This window comes from Pseudooceanicola nanhaiensis, assembly GCF_020171315.1.
Taxonomy (GTDB): domain Bacteria; phylum Pseudomonadota; class Alphaproteobacteria; order Rhodobacterales; family Rhodobacteraceae; genus Pseudooceanicola; species Pseudooceanicola nanhaiensis_A.
This window is the reverse complement of record NZ_JAIUZP010000010.1, coordinates 188,349-207,937: the sequence shown is the minus strand read 5'-3', so window position 1 is coordinate 207,937 and position 19,589 is coordinate 188,349. Positions and strand designations below refer to the sequence as shown.

Genomic DNA, 19,589 nt, shown 5'->3' with positions numbered 1-19,589 from the left:
GTGCTCCTTCAGGATGCCAATGATCTGCTCTTCGCTGAAACGGCTTTTCCGCATCGTCTGTCTCCTCGTTTGGAGAACAGGCTAACCTCAAACCGCGGACTTTTCAGGGAAGCAGGTCAGGCCCAATGCCGCACCAGGCCGATCCGCATCTGTAAAACAGGGTGTGCCGGCGCCTCCCCCAAGCTGTGTTGCCCTGCCGCGGATTTCGCCGTAAGAAATGTGCAAGGTGCCGGGCACCTGCCGCCTGCGGACGCACGTCACGGTGAAGCCCGGAACAAGACGACATCTCACCCTCGAAGCATTTCGCAGGTGGGCAATGCAGGCTACCTCCTCATCCGAAATGCCTCTCCGGAGGAGTGAGCGATGTCCGTCGGACCCGCCCTGATGTCACCTGAAAACAGTTTCCTGACCCGACCGTTGGGTCGGTTGTTTCTCTCCAATGCCCTGCCGATGGCCGTCGTGATGTCGACAGGCGGCCTCCTGAACGTGATCGACGGGATCTTCGTCGGGCGTGTCATCGGGGTGCAGGCGCTCGCCGCCGTCACCCTGGCTTTTCCGGTCGTGATGCTGCTGACCGCCCTGACCACCCTCACCGGCGGCGGCATGTCGAGCCTGCTCGCCCGCCACTTGGGCGCGGGCGCGCGCGGGCCTGCGGCGGAGGTCTTCGCCGGCGGCCATGGATTGGCGCTCAGCCTCAGCGTGGGGCTGAGCGCGGTTGCACTGCCGCTTGGACCTGCGGTCCTTGAAGCGCTGGCTGGCGGAGACGCGGCCGTGGCGCGCCTCGCGGGAAGCTACCTGCTGATCCTGATACTCGGCGCGCCGCTCCAGTTCGGCCTCGGCCTGCATGCCGATGCGCTGCGCTGCGAAGGGCGGGCCGGGCAGATCGCCCTCTTGTCGGTGCTGGTGAACCTGCTGAACATCGGTGCGAACTACGTGGCCATCATCCTGCTCGGGCTTGGCGTGGCCGGGTCCGCCTTGGGCACCGTGGTGGCGCAGGCCATCGGCCTCGCTCTGCTGCTGGGGCTACGGGCTTCCGATCCCGCGCTTTTGCCACTGGCCATGCTGCGGCAGACCAGCTGGTGGGAAGGCTGGGGGCGGATCCTGTCGCTGGGTCTCCCGCTCTGCCTCAGTTTCGTCGGCATCGCCCTGGTGGCGCGCACGGCACTGCATGTCATCAACGCCACGGCCCCGGACAGCGCCCCCTATATTGCCGCCTACGGCGTCGTCACGCGCCTCCTCGGGCTGGCGTTCCTGCCGCAGATGGCGATTGCACTGACGACCCAGAGCATCACCGGCAACAACGCCGGCGCAGGCCGCATGGACCGCGCCACTGCAGCCCTGCGGCTGGCCTTGGCCAGTGCGGCGCTCTGGTGCCTTTGCGTGAGCTTGGCGGGGGTGTTTGCCGGGCGGCCCCTCGGGGCGCTCTTCTCGAATGATCCTGAGGTCATCGCGGCCGTCGCCACGATCCTGCGCCCAATGACCGCGCTCTACGTCATCACGGGGCCGGTTCTCGTCCTCGCCCTGCATTATCAGGCACTGGGCCATCCGCTTCGGACGGCTGTTCTGACACTGGCGAAACCTTGGCTGCTGACCCCCGCATTGCTTATCATCCTGGGCAATACCTCGGGGGTCGACGGCCTCTGGTTCGCTTTCCCCATGGCGGATGCCATCCTGCTTGTGCTCGCCCTGACCCTGCTCGGCAGTCACAGTAAATCCCCCAAGGAGGCCGCATGAAACAGCCCTCTCTCCAATCCGTCAAAGCTCAGGCCAAGGCGCTGCGTCAGGCCTTGCGCGCGCAGGGGACGATCGTCAGCCATGCTCAGTCGCTCGAACTCGTCGCGCAGCAGCACGGGGCGCGGGACTGGAACACGCTTCACGCCCGCCTCAGTCAGCAGACTGCACCGGCAGACCTGACCTTGGGCGCGCAGGTCACAGGGCACTATCTGGGGCAGGCCTACAGCGGAAAGATCGTCGCCCTCTCGGGGCCTGCGGGTCATCGGACTGTCGAGATCGCGCTGGACCAGCCGATCGACACCGTGCGCTTCGACAGCTTCTCGAACTGGCGCCACCGCATTCGCGGCACGATTGGCGCAGATGGCCGCAGCTCTCGCAAGACGTCGGATGGAACACCCCATCTCAGCATCGAGGTGGGGACGGTCGGACAGGGCACCCGTCGGCCGACGAAGCTGTAGCAGGGCGTCCGGGGTTCTCCGATCGCCCTCGCAGAGCCCAGAGATACGAGAATAGAGACCGCTTTCACCAATGATGCGGCCCCCTGCTCATCTCTGGGACACGTCGGAGTGTCAGAGAACCACGGCGGCTTGAGGCCCGGCCAACGGCAGCTCAAGGCCTTGGCCCGCAGGTCGGCAGTGGGGGCCTGTTTTTGGCCGTCACGCACACCTCTCCGGCTCCCCCGGGTCATCCTGTCGCGGGACTTCTCAAATAGTACCACATTTTTCGAAGTATTTTTCGCGCCGATGATTCACATCAATTTTCTGGAATGTAAAACGTGCACTGATGCGCTCTGAGGGGGGACATCAGGACCGGTTGGTCGGTGAGCCTCCCACACGGGACCTGCTTGGGGAGAGCGTACATGACCATCTTCAATTCCACGAAACATGTCTTTTCGATCAACGATTTGACGGCAACCTTCGACGGGTTGCAATATCCTGAGGACCCCTCGTTCCTCGACACCGCGGGGGCCGTGGTGGACCCCTATGTCGATCGGGACGGAAACGTCCTCTACGGCATCGACAGCGAGTTCGGTTTCTACGTTCAGGACTTCATCGGGGCCGTCGAGAAGGAGCTCGACGGGGATTTCGCGGAAGGCTACGCCGGGAACATCTACGACGACGACGGCAACGTGATCGGCCTCGCCCTGCGTGATGCGGAAACGGATATGCTGCTCTCCGGCGCCCCGCTGGGGACCTGGTCCCTGGGGCTGGGCGGTGTGACCGTGAAGGCCTCGACCGAGCATTACATCACCATGGCCTCGGTCCTGTCGGATCAGGCCTATCCGGGCGACGAAAGCGCGCTCGGTCCGCTCGACAATGATCTGAAGATGCGGGACCTGCGCCCCACCGAGGTGGCCGGTGTCTTCGAGGTCGGGGCGCTGCACGATGCCTATGTGCACGAATTGGTCGGGGCCCTGCAAAGCGCCATCGACGCAACGGACCCCGCGCTCAATTCCGTGCGCTCGGATATCGACTTCGACCGTGACGGCGTTCTCGACACCTATCGGATCACCAAGACGGCAGTGGACTATGACGTCGATGGCGACGGCACGCCGGAAACCCTTCTTGTCGGCGCCGTGGACATCGGCAACGACGGCAGCCTCGACATCGTCGACAGCTTCCTGAACGGCTATGGCGGCGAGGCGGACCTGACCGACCTGCTGCAACCGAACGAGACCGACCTCACCTACAACATCGCCTATGGGCAGGACTACTCGGTCACGCTCAAGGACGATGGCAAGCTGCTCTACCGCTGGGGCGAGGCCGTGAAACGGCCGAACGACATCCGGATGGAGGTCAACCTGGACCTGCCGGACGAATGGACCGTGGATGCCGACGACAACGGGATCGCCGACAGCCTGGAGGATGGCTCGGGCGGGTTCATCGTGACGCGGGCAGAGCTGGTGATCACCCACGAGGTGACGAACAACCCGAACGATCAGGTCCGGCCCGAGGATTACGAGAACGAGGCCGCCATCGGGCGCCTGCCCTCCTACTACGTGGTGGTGGACCCCGACGATTCCTCGAACACGCTCTGGGTTTCGCCGGTGGACAGCTATGACGGCGTGGGGGATCCCCTGCCCAGCTATTTCGTGCTCGATGCGCAGGGCCACATCGACCTGAGCGTCGGAGGCACGGCGGTCTACGATCCCGACGGGGTGCTGGTGGGCTATCGCAACGAGGATGCAAGCGGCACGCCTGTGGGCACCGTTCTGAAGGACGCCTCGCTGGCCGCCATGGCGGCTGCGGCGGAGCTCGACTTCAGCACGACGGACCTCGACGTCGGCTATACGGCGGCATGGTACACGACCACCGATCGCGAGCCCTTCGAATGGTCCTACGACGCCTACCCGGACAATCCCTTTGCCAACGTCTACGAGAGCTTCCGCAGCCCCGAGGACGCCGCCGCCGCGGGCTATGGCGAGGAGGCGCTGGTCTCCGGTCCGCGCTGGCGCCTGACCGCGAACAAGTTCGGGCAGGATCTGCCGGGCCTCGAAATCCCGCTGATCCCGAACAGTGAACCGCCCTACACCTCTGACAACATCAAGTACGACACCGGCGACACGATCGTCACGACGCTGAACCTCCTCGACTGGGCGGGCGACTCCCCGCTCGCCACGAGCGCGGGCTGGATGACGATCGACCCGACCCGCCTCGATGTGGACGCCGATGGCGTGATCGACGCAGGCTGGTCGCAGGTCAACGGGGCGCTTGGCGCCGGGGACGCCGTGCCCGCGGGTCTGATCCTGTCGGCCGTGACGCCGAATGGCGTGCTGCTGGAGCAGAACTTCTTCGACACCGCGGTCTACCTCAAGGGCGACCGGCAGGACGACGCCCAGATCTACGACATCCAGCTTGTGCTGGAATACGGCGTGGATACCGATGGCGGGATCGGCACCGTGCAGCAGGTTGCCGGCCTGACCGACGAGGCGCGCACCGTCACCTACTTTGGCCATGAAGCGCTGGATGCGCCGGTGCTCTTCGCAACCCCCGCCACGCTCAACGGCGTCGATGCGGTCACGGTGGAATTCAGTGAAATCACCGGCACTTCCGCGACGCTCTACCTTGAGGAGGCAGATATCCACGACGGCGTCCACCGCGGCGAGGATGTCACGCTGCTGGCACTGGAAGAGGGCAGCTGGGCGCTTGCCGATGGCAGCCTGCTGCAGGTCGGCACCACGGTCTTCGAGGCCGGTGCGACCAACGTCTTCCACAGCGTGACCTTCGACACGACCTTTGCCGAAGCGCCGGTAGTGATCCTTCAGGTGCAGACCAACAATGGCCCGCAGTGGGAAGTGGTGCGCACCGGAGAGATCTCGACGACCGGGTTCACCTATGCGGTTCAGGAACAGGAAGCCTCCGACGGCTGGCATGGGACCGAGGTGATCGGCTGGGCCGCACTGGACGCGATCTCGGCGGATGGGATCGTCGACTGGGGGGATATCGCGGCGCAGGCCTTCAACACCGGGCGGACGGTGTCCAGCACCCCGACCGAGTTCGAGTTCGCCGCCGATGTCGGCACCGCGCCGCTGATCTCGGCGGACCTCGCCAGCTACTACGGCGGTGATGCGGCCAACCTGCGCCTCGCCGATCTGACCAGCGACGGCACGACCGCCACGGCAGAATTCGTGGCCTACGAGGAAGTCAGCCACGATCTCGAGATGGACCACTTCGCCGAGGTCGTGAACGGGATCGCCTTCGACAGCGCCGGGCTGCTCCTCGGGAGCGCGGTCGTGGACGAGTTCCTCTTCGTCTGACGCGGATCACAGAGCCTCTGGAGGAGCGGCGCCTCGGCGCCGCTCCTTCTGTTCCGTAGCCCCCGGCACCTGCCCGAGAAAGCGGCAGTCCCCTCCGCCGCCGGGCATCAGCGGGGCCGTTTGCTTGATCGCCCGCGCAAAAGGTTACAAATTTTGAATACGTTGATGCGAGACCCCTTCATGCCCCCAAAGCCATGGCTCCTCCTGTCCCTCCGGTTCTCGGGGGAAACGGAACTGGCCGCAATGCTCTCGGCACGCAGTGCCATTGCGACCCACGAATATGAACCACTGCGGGATGAACGCGCGATGGGCTACATCACGCAGGAGTTCCGGCGCACCTCCGATCTGGAGAAGGCCGGCGAGTGGATGACCCGCGCGCTTCGGACCCATCCGCTGAACATCCTGCATTGCATCGACATCGTGCCGCTGCAGGTCACCGGCGCGCTGATCGAGGCCGCCTTGGCCGAAGGCTACACCCTGCTCCTGCTCACCAGCCGCGACGAAGCCGCGCGCCAGTCCGCCGTCTCGGTGGCCGAGGCGACCAGCGTCTGGGGCCCGAAAGAGGCTGAGCGTGCCTTTCCGAAGATCGCGGCAGGCCAATCCCGTGCCAAGTCGATCAACCTCAAGGGGCTCAAGTTGCGCCTGCGCAACGACCTTACGGCGTTGGGGTATGTCACCGGGCTTCTCCAGCAGCGTGGTGCTGCCTTCGACTGGCTCTTCTACGAGGACCTCTTCGGCGCCGCCGGCGGCACGGCGGCACGTAACCGGGTGGCCACAAAGCTGGGTCTGGCCGCGCAGCGGGACGCGACCCCGTCGCGGACGTTCCGGGACATGGCGCAGGAGGCCCCCGTCACCGGCCGCATCCCCAATTTCGACGCCGCCACACAGGTGATGGCGGGGTTCTTCCCGCCGAGGGTCTCTGTCGCACACGCCGATTGAGGGCCGATTTCCCCTGTCACAGGGCCTCGTTGCGCATCTCGGTGAGAGGGATTCTGCTCTGGACACCCTAGGGTGAGACTGTCGCGCTGCTTTCGCGGCTCCGGCAGCGGCATCCACGTGCCGTGGCCCCTGCCCCTACCCCTCCCTGTCGCGCAAACGATCTGCGCCGGGTTGCGGCGGACTTGAGCACGAGCCGAGCTTGGCGCCGATCCGATCGAGGAAGAGCGCAGGCCGGAAACACGCGTCACGTACAGCGCCGTGATGTCCAGCGGGGCGCCGCACAGGCGATCAGGGGACAGCGGGACGAGGCGGCCCGTTTGCATCTGCATCGGGCGCCCCGCCTGAGCGTGTCGGCTTTCAAGCGTCCCAAGCGCTGAGGCGCTCCACCATGAAATCCACGAAGGCTCGGACGCGACGAGACTCGTATTGGCGTGGCGGCGATACCGCGTAGAGGTTTGTCTGCTCGGCGGTAAAGGCGTGCAGCGCCGTTTCAAGGCGCCCCTCGCGGAGGTCCTCCGCGATGTCGAAGCTTGATTTCTGCACGATGCCCGCGCCCGCGATGGCCCACTGGCGCAGCGCTTCGCCATCGTTCACCTGCCGATCACCGCTGACACGCACCCGCAGGCGTTCGCCGTCCTTGCGGAACGTCCAGGCGCTCTGCCGCTCGCCCGGTTCCCCCAAGAGCAGGCAATTGTGCTGAGCAAGCTCTGCGGGATGCTGCGGTTTGCCATGGCGCGCCCAATAGGCGGGCGCCGCGCAGATGTTCTTTTGTCCGCGCAGGAGCAGCCGCGCCTTGAGGTCGGAATCCCTCAGCGGCCCGGTGCGCACGGCCAGATCGAAGCCCCCCTCCACGAGGTCCACGATCCCGTCCGCGAGGAAGAGGTCAACCGTCACGCCGGGGTGGTCGCGCACGAAGGCATCGACCAGCGGCGCCACGTGCTGGCGGCCGAAGTCGTTGGTGCTGGTGATCCGCAAGTTGCCGGAGAGGACGCTGTCATTCGCGATCCCGGTCATGACCTCATCCACGTCCGACAGGATGCGACGGCTTTCCTGCAGGAAGCGTTCGCCCTCCTCGGTGAGCGAATGCTGCCGCGTCGTGCGGATCACGAGCTGCGCCCCCAGCCGCTCTTCGAGCGCCTGCAGCCCGTAGCTCACGGTCGAGGGGGCCACGCCCCAGTCGCGGGCAACCGACGACAGCGAAGCCCCCTCCGCGATCGCCACGAAGAGGCGCATGGTTCTGAACGCATCCATTATTCGATCCATTCGAAAGGTCTTTGCGGATTCCTATCCATTTATCTTTTTCATTTAAAGATACGTCTTCTCCAGACAGACACATCGCACCCACGGAGGAACACATGACCCAGAATATCCGGGGAATAGAACACATCGGCATCACGGTGCCTGACCACGATGCCGCCGTGGCCTTCTTCAAGGCGGCCTTCGGTGCCGTGGACGTGATCTCGCAGACCGCCGCGACCGGAGGGCCGATGCCTGCAGAGGAGGTCGGCCCCATGAACGACCTTCGGCCGGGCACCTCCATGCTGAAGGTCTCGATCCTGCGGCTTCGCAACGGCCCGAATGTCGAGATATTCGAGATCGACCGCCCCGGCGGCACGACCGACGCCAACATTGCCAACTACGGCATCAGCCATTTCAGCGTGAATGTCGGAGACATCCAAGCCGCGGCGTCGGCTTTCGAGGCGGCTGGCGGCACGCTCGTCTCTGCCCCCTACGACCTCGGCGCGCCCGAGGACGGACCGGGCAACAAGGGGGTCTTCGGCCGTGCCCCCTGGGGCTTGCTGATCGAGATACAGCAGCTCCCCGCCCCCATGACCTACCTGCCCGACGCCCCCGAGGCGCGATGGTTCCCCGAGGAGAGCTGACATGACCCTGCAAGACCAACCGATCCTCGTCCTTGGCGGCTCCTCCGGCATCGGCTTCGGCGTCGCCAAGGCGGCCTGTGACGCAGGCGCTCGCGTGACGATCGCCTCGCGATCGCAGGAGAAGGTGGACGCCGCCGCCAGCAAGCTGGGCGCAACCGGCGTCACGCTCGATACCGGCGATGCCGAGGCGCTGGAAGCGTTCTTTGCGAACACCAGTTTCGCCCATGTCTTCTGCTCGGCGGCCAGCACCAAGGTGGACGCCGTGCGGTCGCTGCTGCTGGAGGACGCCTATGCCTCGGTCCAGTCGAAGTTCTGGGGCGCCTACCGGGTCGCCCGCGCGGCCAGCATCCGCGACGGCGGTTCGCTGACGCTGGTATCGGGTTTCCTGTCGGTCCGCCCCAAGAAGGGCGCGGCGATACAGGGCGCGATCAATGCCGCGATCGAAGGCCTGACCCGGGGCCTCGCGCTCGAACTGGCGCCGGTGCGGGTCAATTGCATTTCGCCCGGCCTCATCCAGACCGAGATGTACGACAGCCTCGATGGCGACGGGCGCAAGGCGATGTTCGACGGCGCGGCAGAGCGTCTGCCGGTGGGCCGCGTCGGTGGCCCCGAACACATCGCCACGCAGGCCATCGCCCTGATGAGCAACCCATACATGACCGGCACGACCGTCCTCGTGGACGGTGGCGGCGCCATCGCCTGAAGGAGGCGGGGGTGAGAGACCTCGGGGCTTTCCGCCCTCTGGCCTCTTCAGGCCCCCCATGGGCGATACGCACCTTGACCATGCCCGGCGGCGCCTATCGCCCCGCACACGACTGACAGAAAAGGAGACATCCCATGAAACGCAGGACACTCGGCAAAACCGGACTGGAGATCGCGCCCATCGTCTTTGGCGGCAATGTGCTCGGCTGGACCACGGACGAGGCGGAAAGCTTCCGCGTGCTGGACGCCTTCATCGACCACGGTTTCGATACGATCGACACGGCCGACGTCTATTCCGCCTGGGCCGATGGCCATAAGGGCGGGGAATCCGAAGCCATGCTGGGCAAGTGGTTCGCCAGCCGTCCGGGGATGCGCGACAAGGTCAAGCTCTTCACCAAGGTCGGCTCTGACATGGGGGGCCCCGGCGAAAAGGGCCTGTCCGAGGCCTGGATCACCAAGGCTGTCGACAAGTCCCTGAAGCGCATGGGGATCGAGACCATCGACCTCTACTTCTCGCACTGGCCCGACGCGGAGGTGACGCACGCCGAAACGCTTGGCGCCTATGACAAGCTCCTCAAGGCCGGCAAGATCCGGGCCATCGGCGCCTCGAACTACGATGCCAAACTGCTGGGCGCCGCGCTTGAGACCGCGAAGGCCGAGGGCCTGCCCGCCTATCAGGTCGTCCAGCCGGAGTACAATCTCTACGACCGCGCCGCCTACGAGGGCCCGCTGCAGACACTCTGCACGGAGAACGACATCGGCGTCGTCACCTATTTCTCGCTCGCCGCGGGGTTCCTGACGGGCAAGTACCGCAGTGCCGCGGACCTGAAAGGCCGCCAGCGTGCCGGCATGGTCGAGAAATACCTGACCGAGCGCGGCATGCGCCTGCTGGACGTCGTGGAGGACATCGCGACAGCGCACGGCGCGGCGGCTTCCGAAGTGTCGCTGGCATGGCTCATGGCGCAGCCCGGCGTCACGGCCCCCATCGCCAGCGCCACCAGCGTGACGCAGGTCGAGGGTTTCGCCAAGGCGGCGGCGCTGAAGCTGTCGGATGAGGACGTCTCGCGCCTCACGGCCGCGGGCGCCTGAGGTGGCGGGGCGCGGCGGCACCATCTCCGCCGCGCCTCCCGCCCCTATTCGGCGGGTGTCAGCCGGATCAGCGCACCGTTGCGGGCATCGGTCAGGATCATCACCGCGCCGTCGGCGGCCACGTCCACCGCGCGCACCCGGCCCCGGCCCTGCAGGTAGCGCGCCTCGCCGGTCACCTTGGTGCCGTCCAGTTCCAGCCGCACCAGCGCCTGCCCGGCCAGACCGCCGACGAGGATGCTGCCCTGCCAGCCCGGGAACAGCTCACCATCATAGAAGGCCATGCCGCTTGGCGCGATCACCGGGTCCCAGTAGTAGAGCGGTTGTTCCATCCCGGCGGCCTCGGTGAGGCCATCGCCCATGGGTCGGCCGCTGTAATCCTCGCCGTAGGTGATCACCGGCCAGCCATAGTTCTTGCCCGCCTCGGGGCGGTTCAGCTCATCGCCCCCGCGCGCGCCGTGTTCGATGGTCCAGAGCGCCCCGTCGGGGCCGAGCGCCGCCGACTGGATGTTGCGGTGGCCATAGGACCAGATCTCGGGCTGGCCGCCCGCGATCTGCGGATTGCCCTCGGCCGCGCCCCCCATCGGGTTGATGCGCAGCACCTTGCCCAGATGGGTCGAGACATCCTGCGCCAGCTGGCGCGGCTCCGGCAGGGAGCGTTCGCCGGTGGTGACGAAGAGCGCCCCATCCGCCCCGAAGACCAGCCGCGCGCCATAGTGCAGCGTCGAGTTCCAGCCCGGCATCTGCCGGAAGATCACCTCCACTTCATCCATCCGCGTCCCGTCCGTTGAGAGCACCCCGGTGGCCACGGCCGTGCCGGTCTCACCGCCGTCGCGGGGTTCGGCATAGCTCCACCAGACGCGCCGGGTGTCGGCGAAATCATCGCCCACCAGCACGTCCAGCAGCCCGCCCTGACGGCGGCTGTCGACCTGCGGCAGCCCGGCGATGGCCGGGCCGATCACCGCGTCGGTGCCGATCAGGCGCATCCGTCCAGGCCGTTCCGTCACCAGCCAGCTGCCATCGGGCAACTGGTCCAGCCCCCATGGGTTCTGGAGCCCGTCCACGACGATCTCGCGCCGCAGCGCGAGGTCCTCCTCGATCACCGGGGCGCGGGTCTGGCCCGCGAAAGCGGGGCGTTGATCGGGCGCATTGGGCGGGGCTGCGTTGAAATCCTGCGCGGCACCGGGGGTGGCGAGACAGGCGGCAACCAGCAGCGAGCTGGCGAGACGTGTAACGGTCATTGTCGGAAGTCCTCGTCGGTCGAAGGGTGTCGATGGGATGCGTGCTTTGGCGCATGGTAGGCCCGCGCCCCGCCCCGTCGAAACAAGTTCTCGTCAGCGGCACGCGGAGCGGAGACCGCAGGACGAGGACATGCCCGACCTGACGGAGGCCGGACCGCCGGCCTCAAACGCAGGGGTGCAGCCTCACCCGGCGCAGCGGGCCGGTCACGAAAGTCGCACGTCCACCCCCGGGGGCCGTGCATCGGCGCCAATGCCTGCCATCCACTTGCTTCGCCAGTCTTTTCCTGTTTTCGTCCGCGCGACACAGCACAATGGCAGGACACGACCATGACGGATTTGACGCAGTTCACCCAGGCCCTCATCGAGGCGCACAGGGCGCGTGGCCGCTTCGATCCCGAGGGCATGGACCTGCCCGCCACCCGGGCCGAGGCGCGCGCGCTGCAGGGCGCGGTGATGGAGACGCTGGGCCCGGTCGCGGGCTACAAGATCGGCGCGCAGGACGAGGAGGTCGTGACCTTCGCCGCGATCCCGCAGGCCCGCACCTATGACACCGGCTCCCGCGTCACGGCACGGGATCGGCTGGCGGTGGAGCTGGAAGTCGGCTTCGAACTCCTCTCCGCGCTGCCCGGCACCGGCATCCCTGACGCGCTGGAGGAATACTTCCGCCCCCGCGTCGCGCTGGAACTGGTGGACACCCGGCTGACCGGCCCCCTCGCGCAGGACCCTGTGCTGAAGCTCGCGGATTTCCAGCTGAACGAAGGGCTGGTGCGCGGCACCGCGCCCGACAGCTGGGACGGCAGCGATTTCGGCACGGTCACCGTGCACATGACCGCCAATTCCACGGTCGTGGTGGAGGGCGAGGTCACCGTGCCCGGCGGCTCGGCACTGACCAGCCTGCGCCGCTGCCTGCGGACGATGGCCGACCTGGGGCTGACGCTGGAACCGGGCCAGATGGTCATCACCGGCTCGCTCTGCGGCGTGCCATGGTTCGACAAGGGAACCGAGGTGCTGACCCGGATCGAAACCCTCGGGACCGCAGCGATCACCATCGACTGATCGGCCACGCTGAAGCCCGGCGCGCCTAACCACGCGCGCCGCCCCCCTACGCGCCCGGAAGACCCTGCCCCCAAAGTGGTTCAGGGCCGGCCGTCTCCTCACGCTCCGCGGTCGCGGTCTGCCCGAGAGGGCAAGGGACGGAGGCCCCCAATGCGCGAGACGCCAAGCGCGGCACCCGCCGGCGCGAGCGAAACGATTAACCTGAAACTTATGGCGCTTGGGCCGATCGCGGCGTGATCCTCGGGATGGCGACCGAGCGCAGCAACCTGCATCGCCGCATCGCCCTGCGCCGGGGCGCACTGATACCCAAACGGTATCATGAAAGACCCATGAAGGCATAGCAAGGTATCACGCCATGTCCCATTTAACCTGAACAGATCGCTTGGGAGGACACCATGAGAAGCATCACCCTGGACAACATCACCGAGGCCGTCGTTGCAGCCCTGTCGGACGACATTCCCGCGCGCAACCGCGTGATCCTCGAAAGCGCGCTCAAGCATATGCACGCCTTCATGAAAGAGGTCGACCTGACCTATGATGAATGGCTGGGCGCGATGGAATGGATGCGCCGCGCCGGCGACATCTCCGACGACAGCCGAAACGAGTTCATCCTGATCTCGGACATCCTCGGCGTCGAAGTGCTGGCCGACATGCTGGACAAGAAGCCGACCCACAACGAGACCATCTCGACCGTGCTGGGGCCGTTCTACCGCGAGAACCCGCCGGTTCTGCCCAAGGGCGCCTCGATCATCCAGAAGGACTTCGAGGGACAGGAGACCGTCCGCGTGTCGGGCACGATCCGCGACACCGACGGCAACCCGGTGCCCGGCGTCACCATGGACGTCTGGGAAGACGCGCCCAACGGCCTCTACGAGCAGCAGGACCCGGACCAGCCGGACTTCAACCTGCGCGGCCGCTTCGAAACGGATGCCAACGGCGCATACGAGTTCGTCGCGATCCGCCCCGTGCCCTACCCGATCCCCTATGACGGCGCGGCGGGCGAGTTGCTGAACTACATGGGCCACCACCCGATGCGCCCCGGCCACGTCCACTTCATGATCATGAAGGACGGCTACAAGACCCTGATCTCGCAGATCTACGACAGCGAGACCGAGTACCTCGACAACGACAGCGTCTTTGCCGTGAAGGAAGAGCTGATCGGCACCATGACCAAGGCCCCCGAGGGCGCCGACACCGATCTGGTCATGACCTTCGACTTCGTCATCCGCAACAACGCTCTGCTGGGCGACCTCGCCGCGGAATGATCCCCTCGGGCGGCGCGCTCTCCCCCGCGCCGCCCTCTTCAACGACACGAGGCAGCCCATGACCAACCATCCCGGCGCCCTCGCCCGCGATCTCCTGACCGAGACCGCCATCCGCCAGATCACTGCGCGGATCATCGAGGCCCCGACCACCCGCAATCACAAGCTGTCGAACACCAGCGTCACCCATCAGGGCTATATCTTCGTCACCGTCACGCTGGAGAACGGCGTCATCGGCTACGGCGAAGGCTCCACCCTCGGCGGCCCCCGCTGGGCCGAGGAGAGCGTGGAGGCCATGAAGGCCAACATCGACGCCTATCTCGCGCCCGCGCTGATCGGCCGGCCCGCCTGCCTGCTGGAAGACGCGACGCTGCGCATGGACCGCGCGGCCAAGCGGAACTACACCGCGAAATCCGCCATCGACATGGCGCTGCTGGATGCCCTGGGCAAGACGCTGGACGTGCCCGCGCATGTGCTCCTCGGAGGGGCGGTGCGCACGGCAATCGATGCGATCTGGGCGCTTGCCTCGGGCGATGCCGCGCAGGAGGTCGACGAGGCGCAGGCCATGCTCGACCGGGGCTGGTTCAAGCGCTTCAAGATCAAGCTCGGCTTTGCCGATCCCGCCACCGACCTTGCCCGCCTTGCGGCGCTGCAAAAGGCCCTGCCCTCGAGCACGACCATCGTGGCGGACGTCAATCAGGGCTGGTCCGAGGCGGAGTGCATCCGCTACCTGCCCGTGCTTCAGGACCTCGGCGTCAGCCTGATCGAACAGCCCATCGCCGCCGGCCAGACCGGGGCCTCGGCCCGGATCGCGGCGCGCTCGGCGATCCCGATCATGATGGATGAAAGCGTCTCGACGCTCGCCGAGGCCAGCCGCGAGGTGCGCGCTGCCACCGGCACGGTGCTGTCGCTGAAGCTCTGCAAGCATGGCTCGCTCCACAACCTCAAGCGGGTTGCGGGGATCGCGGCGGCAGAGGGTGTGCAGATGTACGGCGGCTGCCTGCTGGAAAGCTCCATCGGTGCGGCGGGGCATCTGCATGTCTTTGCCACCCTGCCGAAACTGGAATGGGGGACCGAACAGTTCGGGCCCAAGATCCTGGTCGAGGACCTCGTGCAGGACAGCCTGCGCTACGAGGGCTACCAGGTGCATCTGCCCGAGGGCCCCGGCCTGGGCGTGACCCCCGATCCCGAGATCATCGAGAAATATGCAAGGAAAGACTGACATGGCGAGAGCAGACCTGCTGCCGCGCCTCACGGCTATGGGCGCCGCGCTGGAGACCCGCGCGCACCTGCACCGGCTCGGCGCGCTCTTCTCCGAAACCGTGCTGATCGAGGTGCAGGGGGACGAGTACTACCTCACCTTCCACCGCGGCGCGCTGGAGACGATCACCCCCGGCCCCTCGCGCAAGATCCCGTGGCGCTTTGCCATCCGGGTCGATGCCGAGGCGCTGGAGAAATTCTGGCAACCGATCCCCGAGGCAGGTTTCCACGACATCTTCGGCTTCGTGAAAACGGGCCGCGGCAGCATCGAGGGCGACATCCTCGTGCTGGTCAAGAACCTGCGGTTCTTCAAGGAATTCATGGCCCTCGGCCGGGAGGTGCAGGCATGAGCGCGTTTGAACCCATCACGGGCCGTTACGTGACGATCACCGCCGGCGGCCGCCCCCATCGCATCTACTTCGAAGAGGCGGGACAGGGTCAGCCGGTGATCTGCTTCCACACCGCGGGCGCCGACACCCGCCAGTGGCGCCACATCATGAACGACGCCGAGATCACGGCGCGTCACAGGATCATCGCCGTGGACATGCCGTGGCACGGCAAGTCCCTGCCCCCCGAGGGCTGGCAGACCGAGGAATACCAGCTGACCACCGACTTCTACATCGAGGTGGTGCTGGCCATGGTCGCCGCGCTGGAGCTGGAGAACCCGGTCTATGCGGGCTGCTCCATGGGCGGGCGGATCGCGCTGCAGCTGGCGCTGAACCATCCCGCGCCCTTCAAGGGCTTCATCGCGATCGAGGCGAGCGACTTCCAGCCCGCATGGTACGACATCGACTGGTTCCACCGCCCCGACGCCCATGGCGGCGAAATGGGCGCGGCGCTCGTCTCGGCCAATATCGCACCGCAGGGCCCCGAGGCGGAACGCTGGAACACCCAGTGGATGTTCATGCAGTCCGGTCCGGGCGTCTTCAGGGGCGATCTCAGCTTCTACACACGGGACGACAGCCTTGTGGGCAAGCTGGGTGGCATCGACACATCGGCCAAGCCGGTCCACATCATGGTGGGCGAATACGACATGACCTGCACCCCCGAGGACGCCAAGCGCACCGCCGATGCGATCCCCGGGGCAACGCTTGCCGTCATGCCCGGCATCGGTCATTTTCCGATGAGCGAGAACCCCGAGGGCTTCCGCCCCTACTTCGTCGAGGCACTGGCCAAGATGGCCTGAGGCCGGGCGCGCCGGGGGCCCGCCCCCGGCTGCCTGAAAGACACGCCTTGGAACTCAAACGGCTGAAATACTTCATCGCCGTGGCCGAAGAACGCCACTTCGGCCGCGCCGCCGCCCGGCTGGACATGGCCCAGCCCCCGCTCAGCCGCCAGATCGCGGCGCTGGAGAAGGACATCGGCGCGCAGCTCTTCGACCGGTCGCGCAGCCAGATCCGCCTGACGCAGGCGGGCGAGGTCTTCCTCGAACGGGCGCGCGACCTCGTTGACCGGCTCGACAGCGCCTATCGCGAGGCGCGGCTGATCGGTCAGGGCGGCGCGGGACGGCTGCGGATCGCCTTCGTCGGCTCCGCCACCCACGGGCCGCTGCCCACGCTGATCAAATCCTACCGCTCGCATTACCCGGACGTGGACCTCTCGCTCGCGGCCATGAACAACGCCGAGTTGGAGCGCGCCCTCGTCCAGCAGGACATTGACATCGCGGTCGCCCGCCCGGCGCTGAAGATCGAGGACCTGCGCTCGGTCCTGCTGATCGAGGAGCCGCTCATGCTGGCGCTGCCGGACAATTCCCCGCTCGCCACCCGCTCCGCCGTCATCCCCCTGCCCGAGCTGGAGGCCGAGACCTTCGTGCTCTATCCCCGCCGCCCCCGGCCCAGCTTTGCCGACGATGTGCTGCAATGCTGCGCGCTCAACGGGTTCACCCCGCGCAATCAGGCCTTTGCGCAGGATTACCAGACCGCGATCTCGCTGGTCTCGGTCGGGGTTGGCCTCTCGATCGTGCCGCGCAGCGTCAGCCAGGTCAGCCGCCCCGGCGTGGCCTTCCGCCCCTTCACCGGGCAGAACCCCGGCACGCGGCTGACGATCCATGCCCGGCTCGACAACCGGCGGCCCCATGTCCTGAACTTCTTCGACGTGCTGCGCCGCTTTACCCGTCAGGCCCCTGCCACGTCAGCCTGAGCCGCCTGCGGCTGCGTCCCGCGATCAGGCCACCATCAGCCCGGCAAGGTCCTCGCCGGTGATCTGGTCGGCAGGGCCGCCGGAATGCGACGTCAGGAAGCGGAAGATGCCCTCGCCCAATCCCCCGGTCGGGCGCGACAGGCAGGCCTGCAGCTCCGCGTCGATCGCCGCGGCGGAGGCAGGCAGGTAACAAGCGCCGAGAGGCCCGCCCCGCTCCGCCTCGCAGCGGATGAACACGATCCGCGTGCTGGCCGGGCGAATGAAGGGACCGGCAAGGATCGCCCCCTGCAACCGCCCGCACATGACGCTGACCGGACGGCCCGGGATAAGGAGTGTCATCGCCATCTGTTCGCGCGCGCGCCCGCCGGCTGGTTTCAGCGTGCATTGCAGGAGCGAGCCATCGCAGTGCACGCCCCCGGCAAAGACCACGCCGCCCTCGGGCAGGTCCTCGCGATAGTCCATTTCAAGCGCGCGGCGCGTCTTCTGCGAGACCCGCATCCGGGCCTGGATCAACTGGCCCTGCCTGTGCGGCGACCAGGCCCAGGAAAATCCGACGAAGGTACCGCAGACCGGATCCTCGGACAGCTCTGTCTTCTGGTCCAGCAGCCCCCGGCTGCCCGAGAACTCGCCCGCCCGCGCGGCCAGTTCCTCCCGCTCGACCGAGAAGAGCGTGCAGAGTTCGTCCACGAAGGCCTCGACCGAGGAGCCGGCGATCCATGCGCCGGACTTGTCGCTGCCCAGAAGCGAGGCCCAATCCTCGTAAATCGTGTTCGAGCGCGGCAGCGCCTTACCCTGAAGCCATTTGTAGCTGCGTTCCAATTCGAATTCGGTCGCCGGGTTCACGGCCCGAAATCGCGCGCAAAGGTCTTTGCGCGTGGCGCAATTGAGGGCCGCCGCCGTGAAAATCAACTTCTGTGCGAATGATTGTTTCAAATTCGCGGCCTTTCCAATCCGACACACCCCGACAATCCGAGAAAGCAATCTATTGATATAATTTGAAATTAAAAGGAATTTCCTGGAATTTCCAACCTTTGACGTGGTTCCAGAGCCGCCGCGCGATGTAGCTTTGGGCGGCCAGCGTCCCTAGCGCTGGAGTTGTATCCAACCCGCCCCCACGCGAACCGGATCTCAATCAGGAAAGGATTGCCCACCTAGTAGAAGCCCCAATATCGCGTGCCGGGATGGTGAACCACGTAGGACTTGTGCCTGCTCCCAAGCCCGTCCTTGCACACACCCAGGATGGTCCCTCTGTCTCCCTACGGCAGAGGGCCATTGCGTTTTGGCGTCTCGTGCATTGCGCGCAGTTCCCGGGCGGGATCACGCCCCGGTGACGTCCCACTTCCAGAAATCGCGGCCTTCTGCGGCCAGCGTCCGGTCCAGCACCATCTTGTGCACCTCGTCCGCCCCGTCCACGAGCCGCGCCTGCCGGGCGTAGCGGTAAATCCACTCCAGCGGCGTGTCCTTGGAATAGCCCCGCGCCCCGTTGATCTGGATCGCCGTATCGGCGGCCTTGTGCAGGACATTGGCCACATGGACCTTGGCCATCGAGACTTCCTTGCGGGCAAAACTGCCCTGGTCCAACTCCCAGGCTGCCTTCATCACCAGCAGGCGACCGACCTCGATCTGCATCGCCAGATCGCCCAGCATCAGCTTGATGCTCTCGCGGTCCGCCAGCCGCTCGCCAAAGGCGAAGCGCTCGTTGGCATAGGTCGTGGCGATCTCGACGCAGCGCTTGGAGAGGCCCAGCCACCGCATGCAATGGGTCAGCCGCGCGGGGCCAAGGCGCATCTGCGTGACCTTCAGGCCGTCGCCCTCGTTCAGCAGCAGGTTCTCCGCCGGGATCTCCATGTCCTCGAACAGCAGTTCGCAATGGCCGCCGTGTTCCTCCGGCCCCATGATCGGAATGCGCCGTTCGATCCGCCAACCGGGCGTGTCGCCGTCAAAGAGCAGGGCCGAAAGCCCCTTGCGCGGATCGTCCGAGGTGCGGGCCACGAGGATGAAGTGCTGTGCGTCCTCGGCCCCGGTGATGAACCACTTGCGGCCCCGCACGATATACTTGTCGCCGTCCCGCCTGGCCGTGGTGATCATCATGCCCGCCGGGTCGGAGCCGGAGCCGGGGTGCGGTTCCGTCATGGCAAAGGCGGAGCGGACCTTGCCCTGCACGATCGGTTGCAGCCAGCGTTCCTTCTGCGCCGGGGTCCCGGCCTGTTCCAGCACCATCATGTTGCCATCGTCGGGGGCGGCCGAGTTGAAGACCACCGGCCCGAAGATCGAGCGGTTCATTTCCTCGTAGCAGACCGCCATGCCGACCTTGTCGAGCCCCTGCCCCCCGGTCTCGGGCTTCAGTTGCAGGCACCAGAGCCCCTCGGCCCGGGCCTTGGCCCGCAGGGTCTCAAGCACATCCGTACGCACGTTCTCATGAGCGTCGTAGTTCGCGCGGTCTTCCTCGGCGGGCAGCAGTTCGCGTTCGACGAAGGCGGCGATCCGGGCGCGGAAATCCTCGACGCGGGGGGAAATATTGAAATCCATG

General features: G+C 66.5%; 17 protein-coding genes. 13 read left to right on the top strand and 4 right to left on the bottom strand.

Annotated features, from left to right (window positions below):
• Positions 1–363: 363 nt before the first annotated feature.
• From LCM32_RS17555 to LCM32_RS17540, 4 genes are all read left to right on the top strand, one after another.
• Positions 364–1,734 (top strand): MATE family efflux transporter, encoded by a 1,371-nt coding sequence (locus tag LCM32_RS17555; RefSeq protein ID WP_224822393.1) that lies wholly within the window; start codon positions 364–366, stop codon positions 1,732–1,734.
• On the top strand, positions 1,731–2,192 hold the full coding sequence (locus LCM32_RS17550; protein WP_224822392.1) for a glyoxalase superfamily protein: 462 nt from the start codon (positions 1,731–1,733) through the stop codon (positions 2,190–2,192). The genes LCM32_RS17555 and LCM32_RS17550 overlap by 4 nt, the downstream gene beginning before the upstream one ends.
• A 401-nt stretch (positions 2,193–2,593) precedes the next feature.
• Positions 2,594–5,491, top strand: a complete 2,898-nt coding sequence (locus LCM32_RS17545) for an H-type lectin domain-containing protein (protein ID WP_224822391.1) — start codon at positions 2,594–2,596, stop codon at positions 5,489–5,491.
• A 243-nt stretch (positions 5,492–5,734) separates the two neighbouring features.
• Positions 5,735–6,430 carry a hypothetical protein gene (locus tag LCM32_RS17540; protein WP_224822390.1) on the top strand — a complete coding sequence of 232 codons (696 nt, stop codon included), beginning with the start codon at positions 5,735–5,737 and terminating at the stop codon, positions 6,428–6,430.
• A gap of 357 nt (positions 6,431–6,787) precedes the next feature.
• Here LCM32_RS17540 and LCM32_RS17535 read toward each other — a convergent pair whose 3' ends face one another.
• Positions 6,788–7,681: a LysR family transcriptional regulator gene (locus tag LCM32_RS17535; protein WP_224822389.1), complete on the bottom strand. Its 894-nt coding sequence runs from the start codon at positions 7,679–7,681 to the stop codon at positions 6,788–6,790.
• A 104-nt stretch (positions 7,682–7,785) separates the two neighbouring features.
• On the opposite strand from LCM32_RS17535, the gene LCM32_RS17530 reads away from it, so the two are divergent.
• The 3 genes from LCM32_RS17530 to LCM32_RS17520 all read left to right on the top strand — a co-directional run bounded on the left by LCM32_RS17530 (position 7,786) and on the right by LCM32_RS17520 (position 10,104).
• Positions 7,786–8,313, top strand: coding sequence for a VOC family protein (locus LCM32_RS17530; protein WP_224822388.1), 528 nt, complete (start codon positions 7,786–7,788; stop codon positions 8,311–8,313).
• 1 nt (position 8,314) lies between these two features.
• Positions 8,315–9,016 carry an SDR family oxidoreductase gene (locus LCM32_RS17525; protein ID WP_224822387.1) on the top strand — a complete coding sequence of 234 codons (702 nt, stop codon included), beginning with the start codon at positions 8,315–8,317 and terminating at the stop codon, positions 9,014–9,016.
• Between the two features lie 134 nt (positions 9,017–9,150).
• Positions 9,151–10,104 carry an aldo/keto reductase gene (locus LCM32_RS17520; RefSeq protein WP_224822386.1) on the top strand — a complete coding sequence of 318 codons (954 nt, stop codon included), beginning with the start codon at positions 9,151–9,153 and terminating at the stop codon, positions 10,102–10,104.
• Positions 10,105–10,148: 44 nt separating this feature from the next.
• Here the strand turns inward: LCM32_RS17520 and LCM32_RS17515 are convergent, their stop codons facing one another.
• Positions 10,149–11,342 (bottom strand): PQQ-dependent sugar dehydrogenase, encoded by a 1,194-nt coding sequence (locus LCM32_RS17515; RefSeq protein WP_224822385.1) that lies wholly within the window; start codon positions 11,340–11,342, stop codon positions 10,149–10,151.
• 327 nt (positions 11,343–11,669) lie between these two features.
• Between LCM32_RS17515 and LCM32_RS17510 the strand changes: the two genes are divergently transcribed.
• The 6 genes from LCM32_RS17510 to LCM32_RS17485 all read left to right on the top strand — a co-directional run bounded on the left by LCM32_RS17510 (position 11,670) and on the right by LCM32_RS17485 (position 17,059).
• Positions 11,670–12,398: a hydratase gene (locus tag LCM32_RS17510; protein ID WP_224822384.1), complete on the top strand. Its 729-nt coding sequence runs from the start codon at positions 11,670–11,672 to the stop codon at positions 12,396–12,398.
• Positions 12,399–12,793: 395 nt separating this feature from the next.
• Positions 12,794–13,663, top strand: coding sequence for a dioxygenase (locus tag LCM32_RS17505; RefSeq protein ID WP_224822383.1), 870 nt, complete (start codon positions 12,794–12,796; stop codon positions 13,661–13,663).
• A gap of 58 nt (positions 13,664–13,721) precedes the next feature.
• Positions 13,722–14,882 carry a muconate/chloromuconate family cycloisomerase gene (locus LCM32_RS17500; RefSeq protein WP_224822382.1) on the top strand — a complete coding sequence of 387 codons (1,161 nt, stop codon included), beginning with the start codon at positions 13,722–13,724 and terminating at the stop codon, positions 14,880–14,882.
• A gap of 1 nt (position 14,883) precedes the next feature.
• On the top strand, positions 14,884–15,270 hold the full coding sequence (locus tag LCM32_RS17495) for a hypothetical protein (RefSeq protein ID WP_224822381.1): 387 nt from the start codon (positions 14,884–14,886) through the stop codon (positions 15,268–15,270).
• Positions 15,267–16,106: an alpha/beta fold hydrolase gene (locus LCM32_RS17490; RefSeq protein WP_224822380.1), complete on the top strand. Its 840-nt coding sequence runs from the start codon at positions 15,267–15,269 to the stop codon at positions 16,104–16,106. Before LCM32_RS17495 ends, LCM32_RS17490 begins: the two co-directional genes overlap by 4 nt.
• A gap of 47 nt (positions 16,107–16,153) precedes the next feature.
• Positions 16,154–17,059 carry a LysR family transcriptional regulator gene (locus tag LCM32_RS17485; protein ID WP_224822379.1) on the top strand — a complete coding sequence of 302 codons (906 nt, stop codon included), beginning with the start codon at positions 16,154–16,156 and terminating at the stop codon, positions 17,057–17,059.
• 24 nt (positions 17,060–17,083) lie between these two features.
• On the opposite strand, the gene LCM32_RS17480 is transcribed toward LCM32_RS17485, so the two are convergent.
• Positions 17,084–17,902 (bottom strand): hypothetical protein, encoded by an 819-nt coding sequence (locus LCM32_RS17480; protein ID WP_224822378.1) that lies wholly within the window; start codon positions 17,900–17,902, stop codon positions 17,084–17,086.
• A gap of 474 nt (positions 17,903–18,376) precedes the next feature.
• Positions 18,377–19,588 (bottom strand): acyl-CoA dehydrogenase family protein, encoded by a 1,212-nt coding sequence (locus LCM32_RS17475; protein WP_224822377.1) that lies wholly within the window; start codon positions 19,586–19,588, stop codon positions 18,377–18,379.
• Between the last annotated feature and the right edge of the window lies 1 nt (position 19,589).

Bases quoted from the DNA above. Each gene is read 5' to 3' on its own strand.
- LCM32_RS17555 (WP_224822393.1), top strand. From the start codon at position 364: ATGTCCGTCGGACCCGCCCTGATGTCACCTGAAAACAGTTTCCTGACC.
- LCM32_RS17550 (WP_224822392.1), top strand. From the start codon at position 1,731: ATGAAACAGCCCTCTCTCCAATCCGTCAAAGCTCAGGCCAAGGCGCTG.
- LCM32_RS17545 (WP_224822391.1), top strand. From the start codon at position 2,594: ATGACCATCTTCAATTCCACGAAACATGTCTTTTCGATCAACGATTTG.
- LCM32_RS17540 (WP_224822390.1), top strand. From the start codon at position 5,735: ATGCTCTCGGCACGCAGTGCCATTGCGACCCACGAATATGAACCACTG.
- LCM32_RS17535 (WP_224822389.1), bottom strand. From the start codon at position 7,681: ATGGATGCGTTCAGAACCATGCGCCTCTTCGTGGCGATCGCGGAGGGG.
- LCM32_RS17530 (WP_224822388.1), top strand. From the start codon at position 7,786: ATGACCCAGAATATCCGGGGAATAGAACACATCGGCATCACGGTGCCT.
- LCM32_RS17525 (WP_224822387.1), top strand. From the start codon at position 8,315: ATGACCCTGCAAGACCAACCGATCCTCGTCCTTGGCGGCTCCTCCGGC.
- LCM32_RS17520 (WP_224822386.1), top strand. From the start codon at position 9,151: ATGAAACGCAGGACACTCGGCAAAACCGGACTGGAGATCGCGCCCATC.
- LCM32_RS17515 (WP_224822385.1), bottom strand. From the start codon at position 11,342: ATGACCGTTACACGTCTCGCCAGCTCGCTGCTGGTTGCCGCCTGTCTC.
- LCM32_RS17510 (WP_224822384.1), top strand. From the start codon at position 11,670: ATGACGGATTTGACGCAGTTCACCCAGGCCCTCATCGAGGCGCACAGG.
- LCM32_RS17505 (WP_224822383.1), top strand. From the start codon at position 12,794: ATGAGAAGCATCACCCTGGACAACATCACCGAGGCCGTCGTTGCAGCC.
- LCM32_RS17500 (WP_224822382.1), top strand. From the start codon at position 13,722: ATGACCAACCATCCCGGCGCCCTCGCCCGCGATCTCCTGACCGAGACC.
- LCM32_RS17495 (WP_224822381.1), top strand. From the start codon at position 14,884: ATGGCGAGAGCAGACCTGCTGCCGCGCCTCACGGCTATGGGCGCCGCG.
- LCM32_RS17490 (WP_224822380.1), top strand. From the start codon at position 15,267: ATGAGCGCGTTTGAACCCATCACGGGCCGTTACGTGACGATCACCGCC.
- LCM32_RS17475 (WP_224822377.1), bottom strand. From the start codon at position 19,588: ATGGATTTCAATATTTCCCCCCGCGTCGAGGATTTCCGCGCCCGGATC.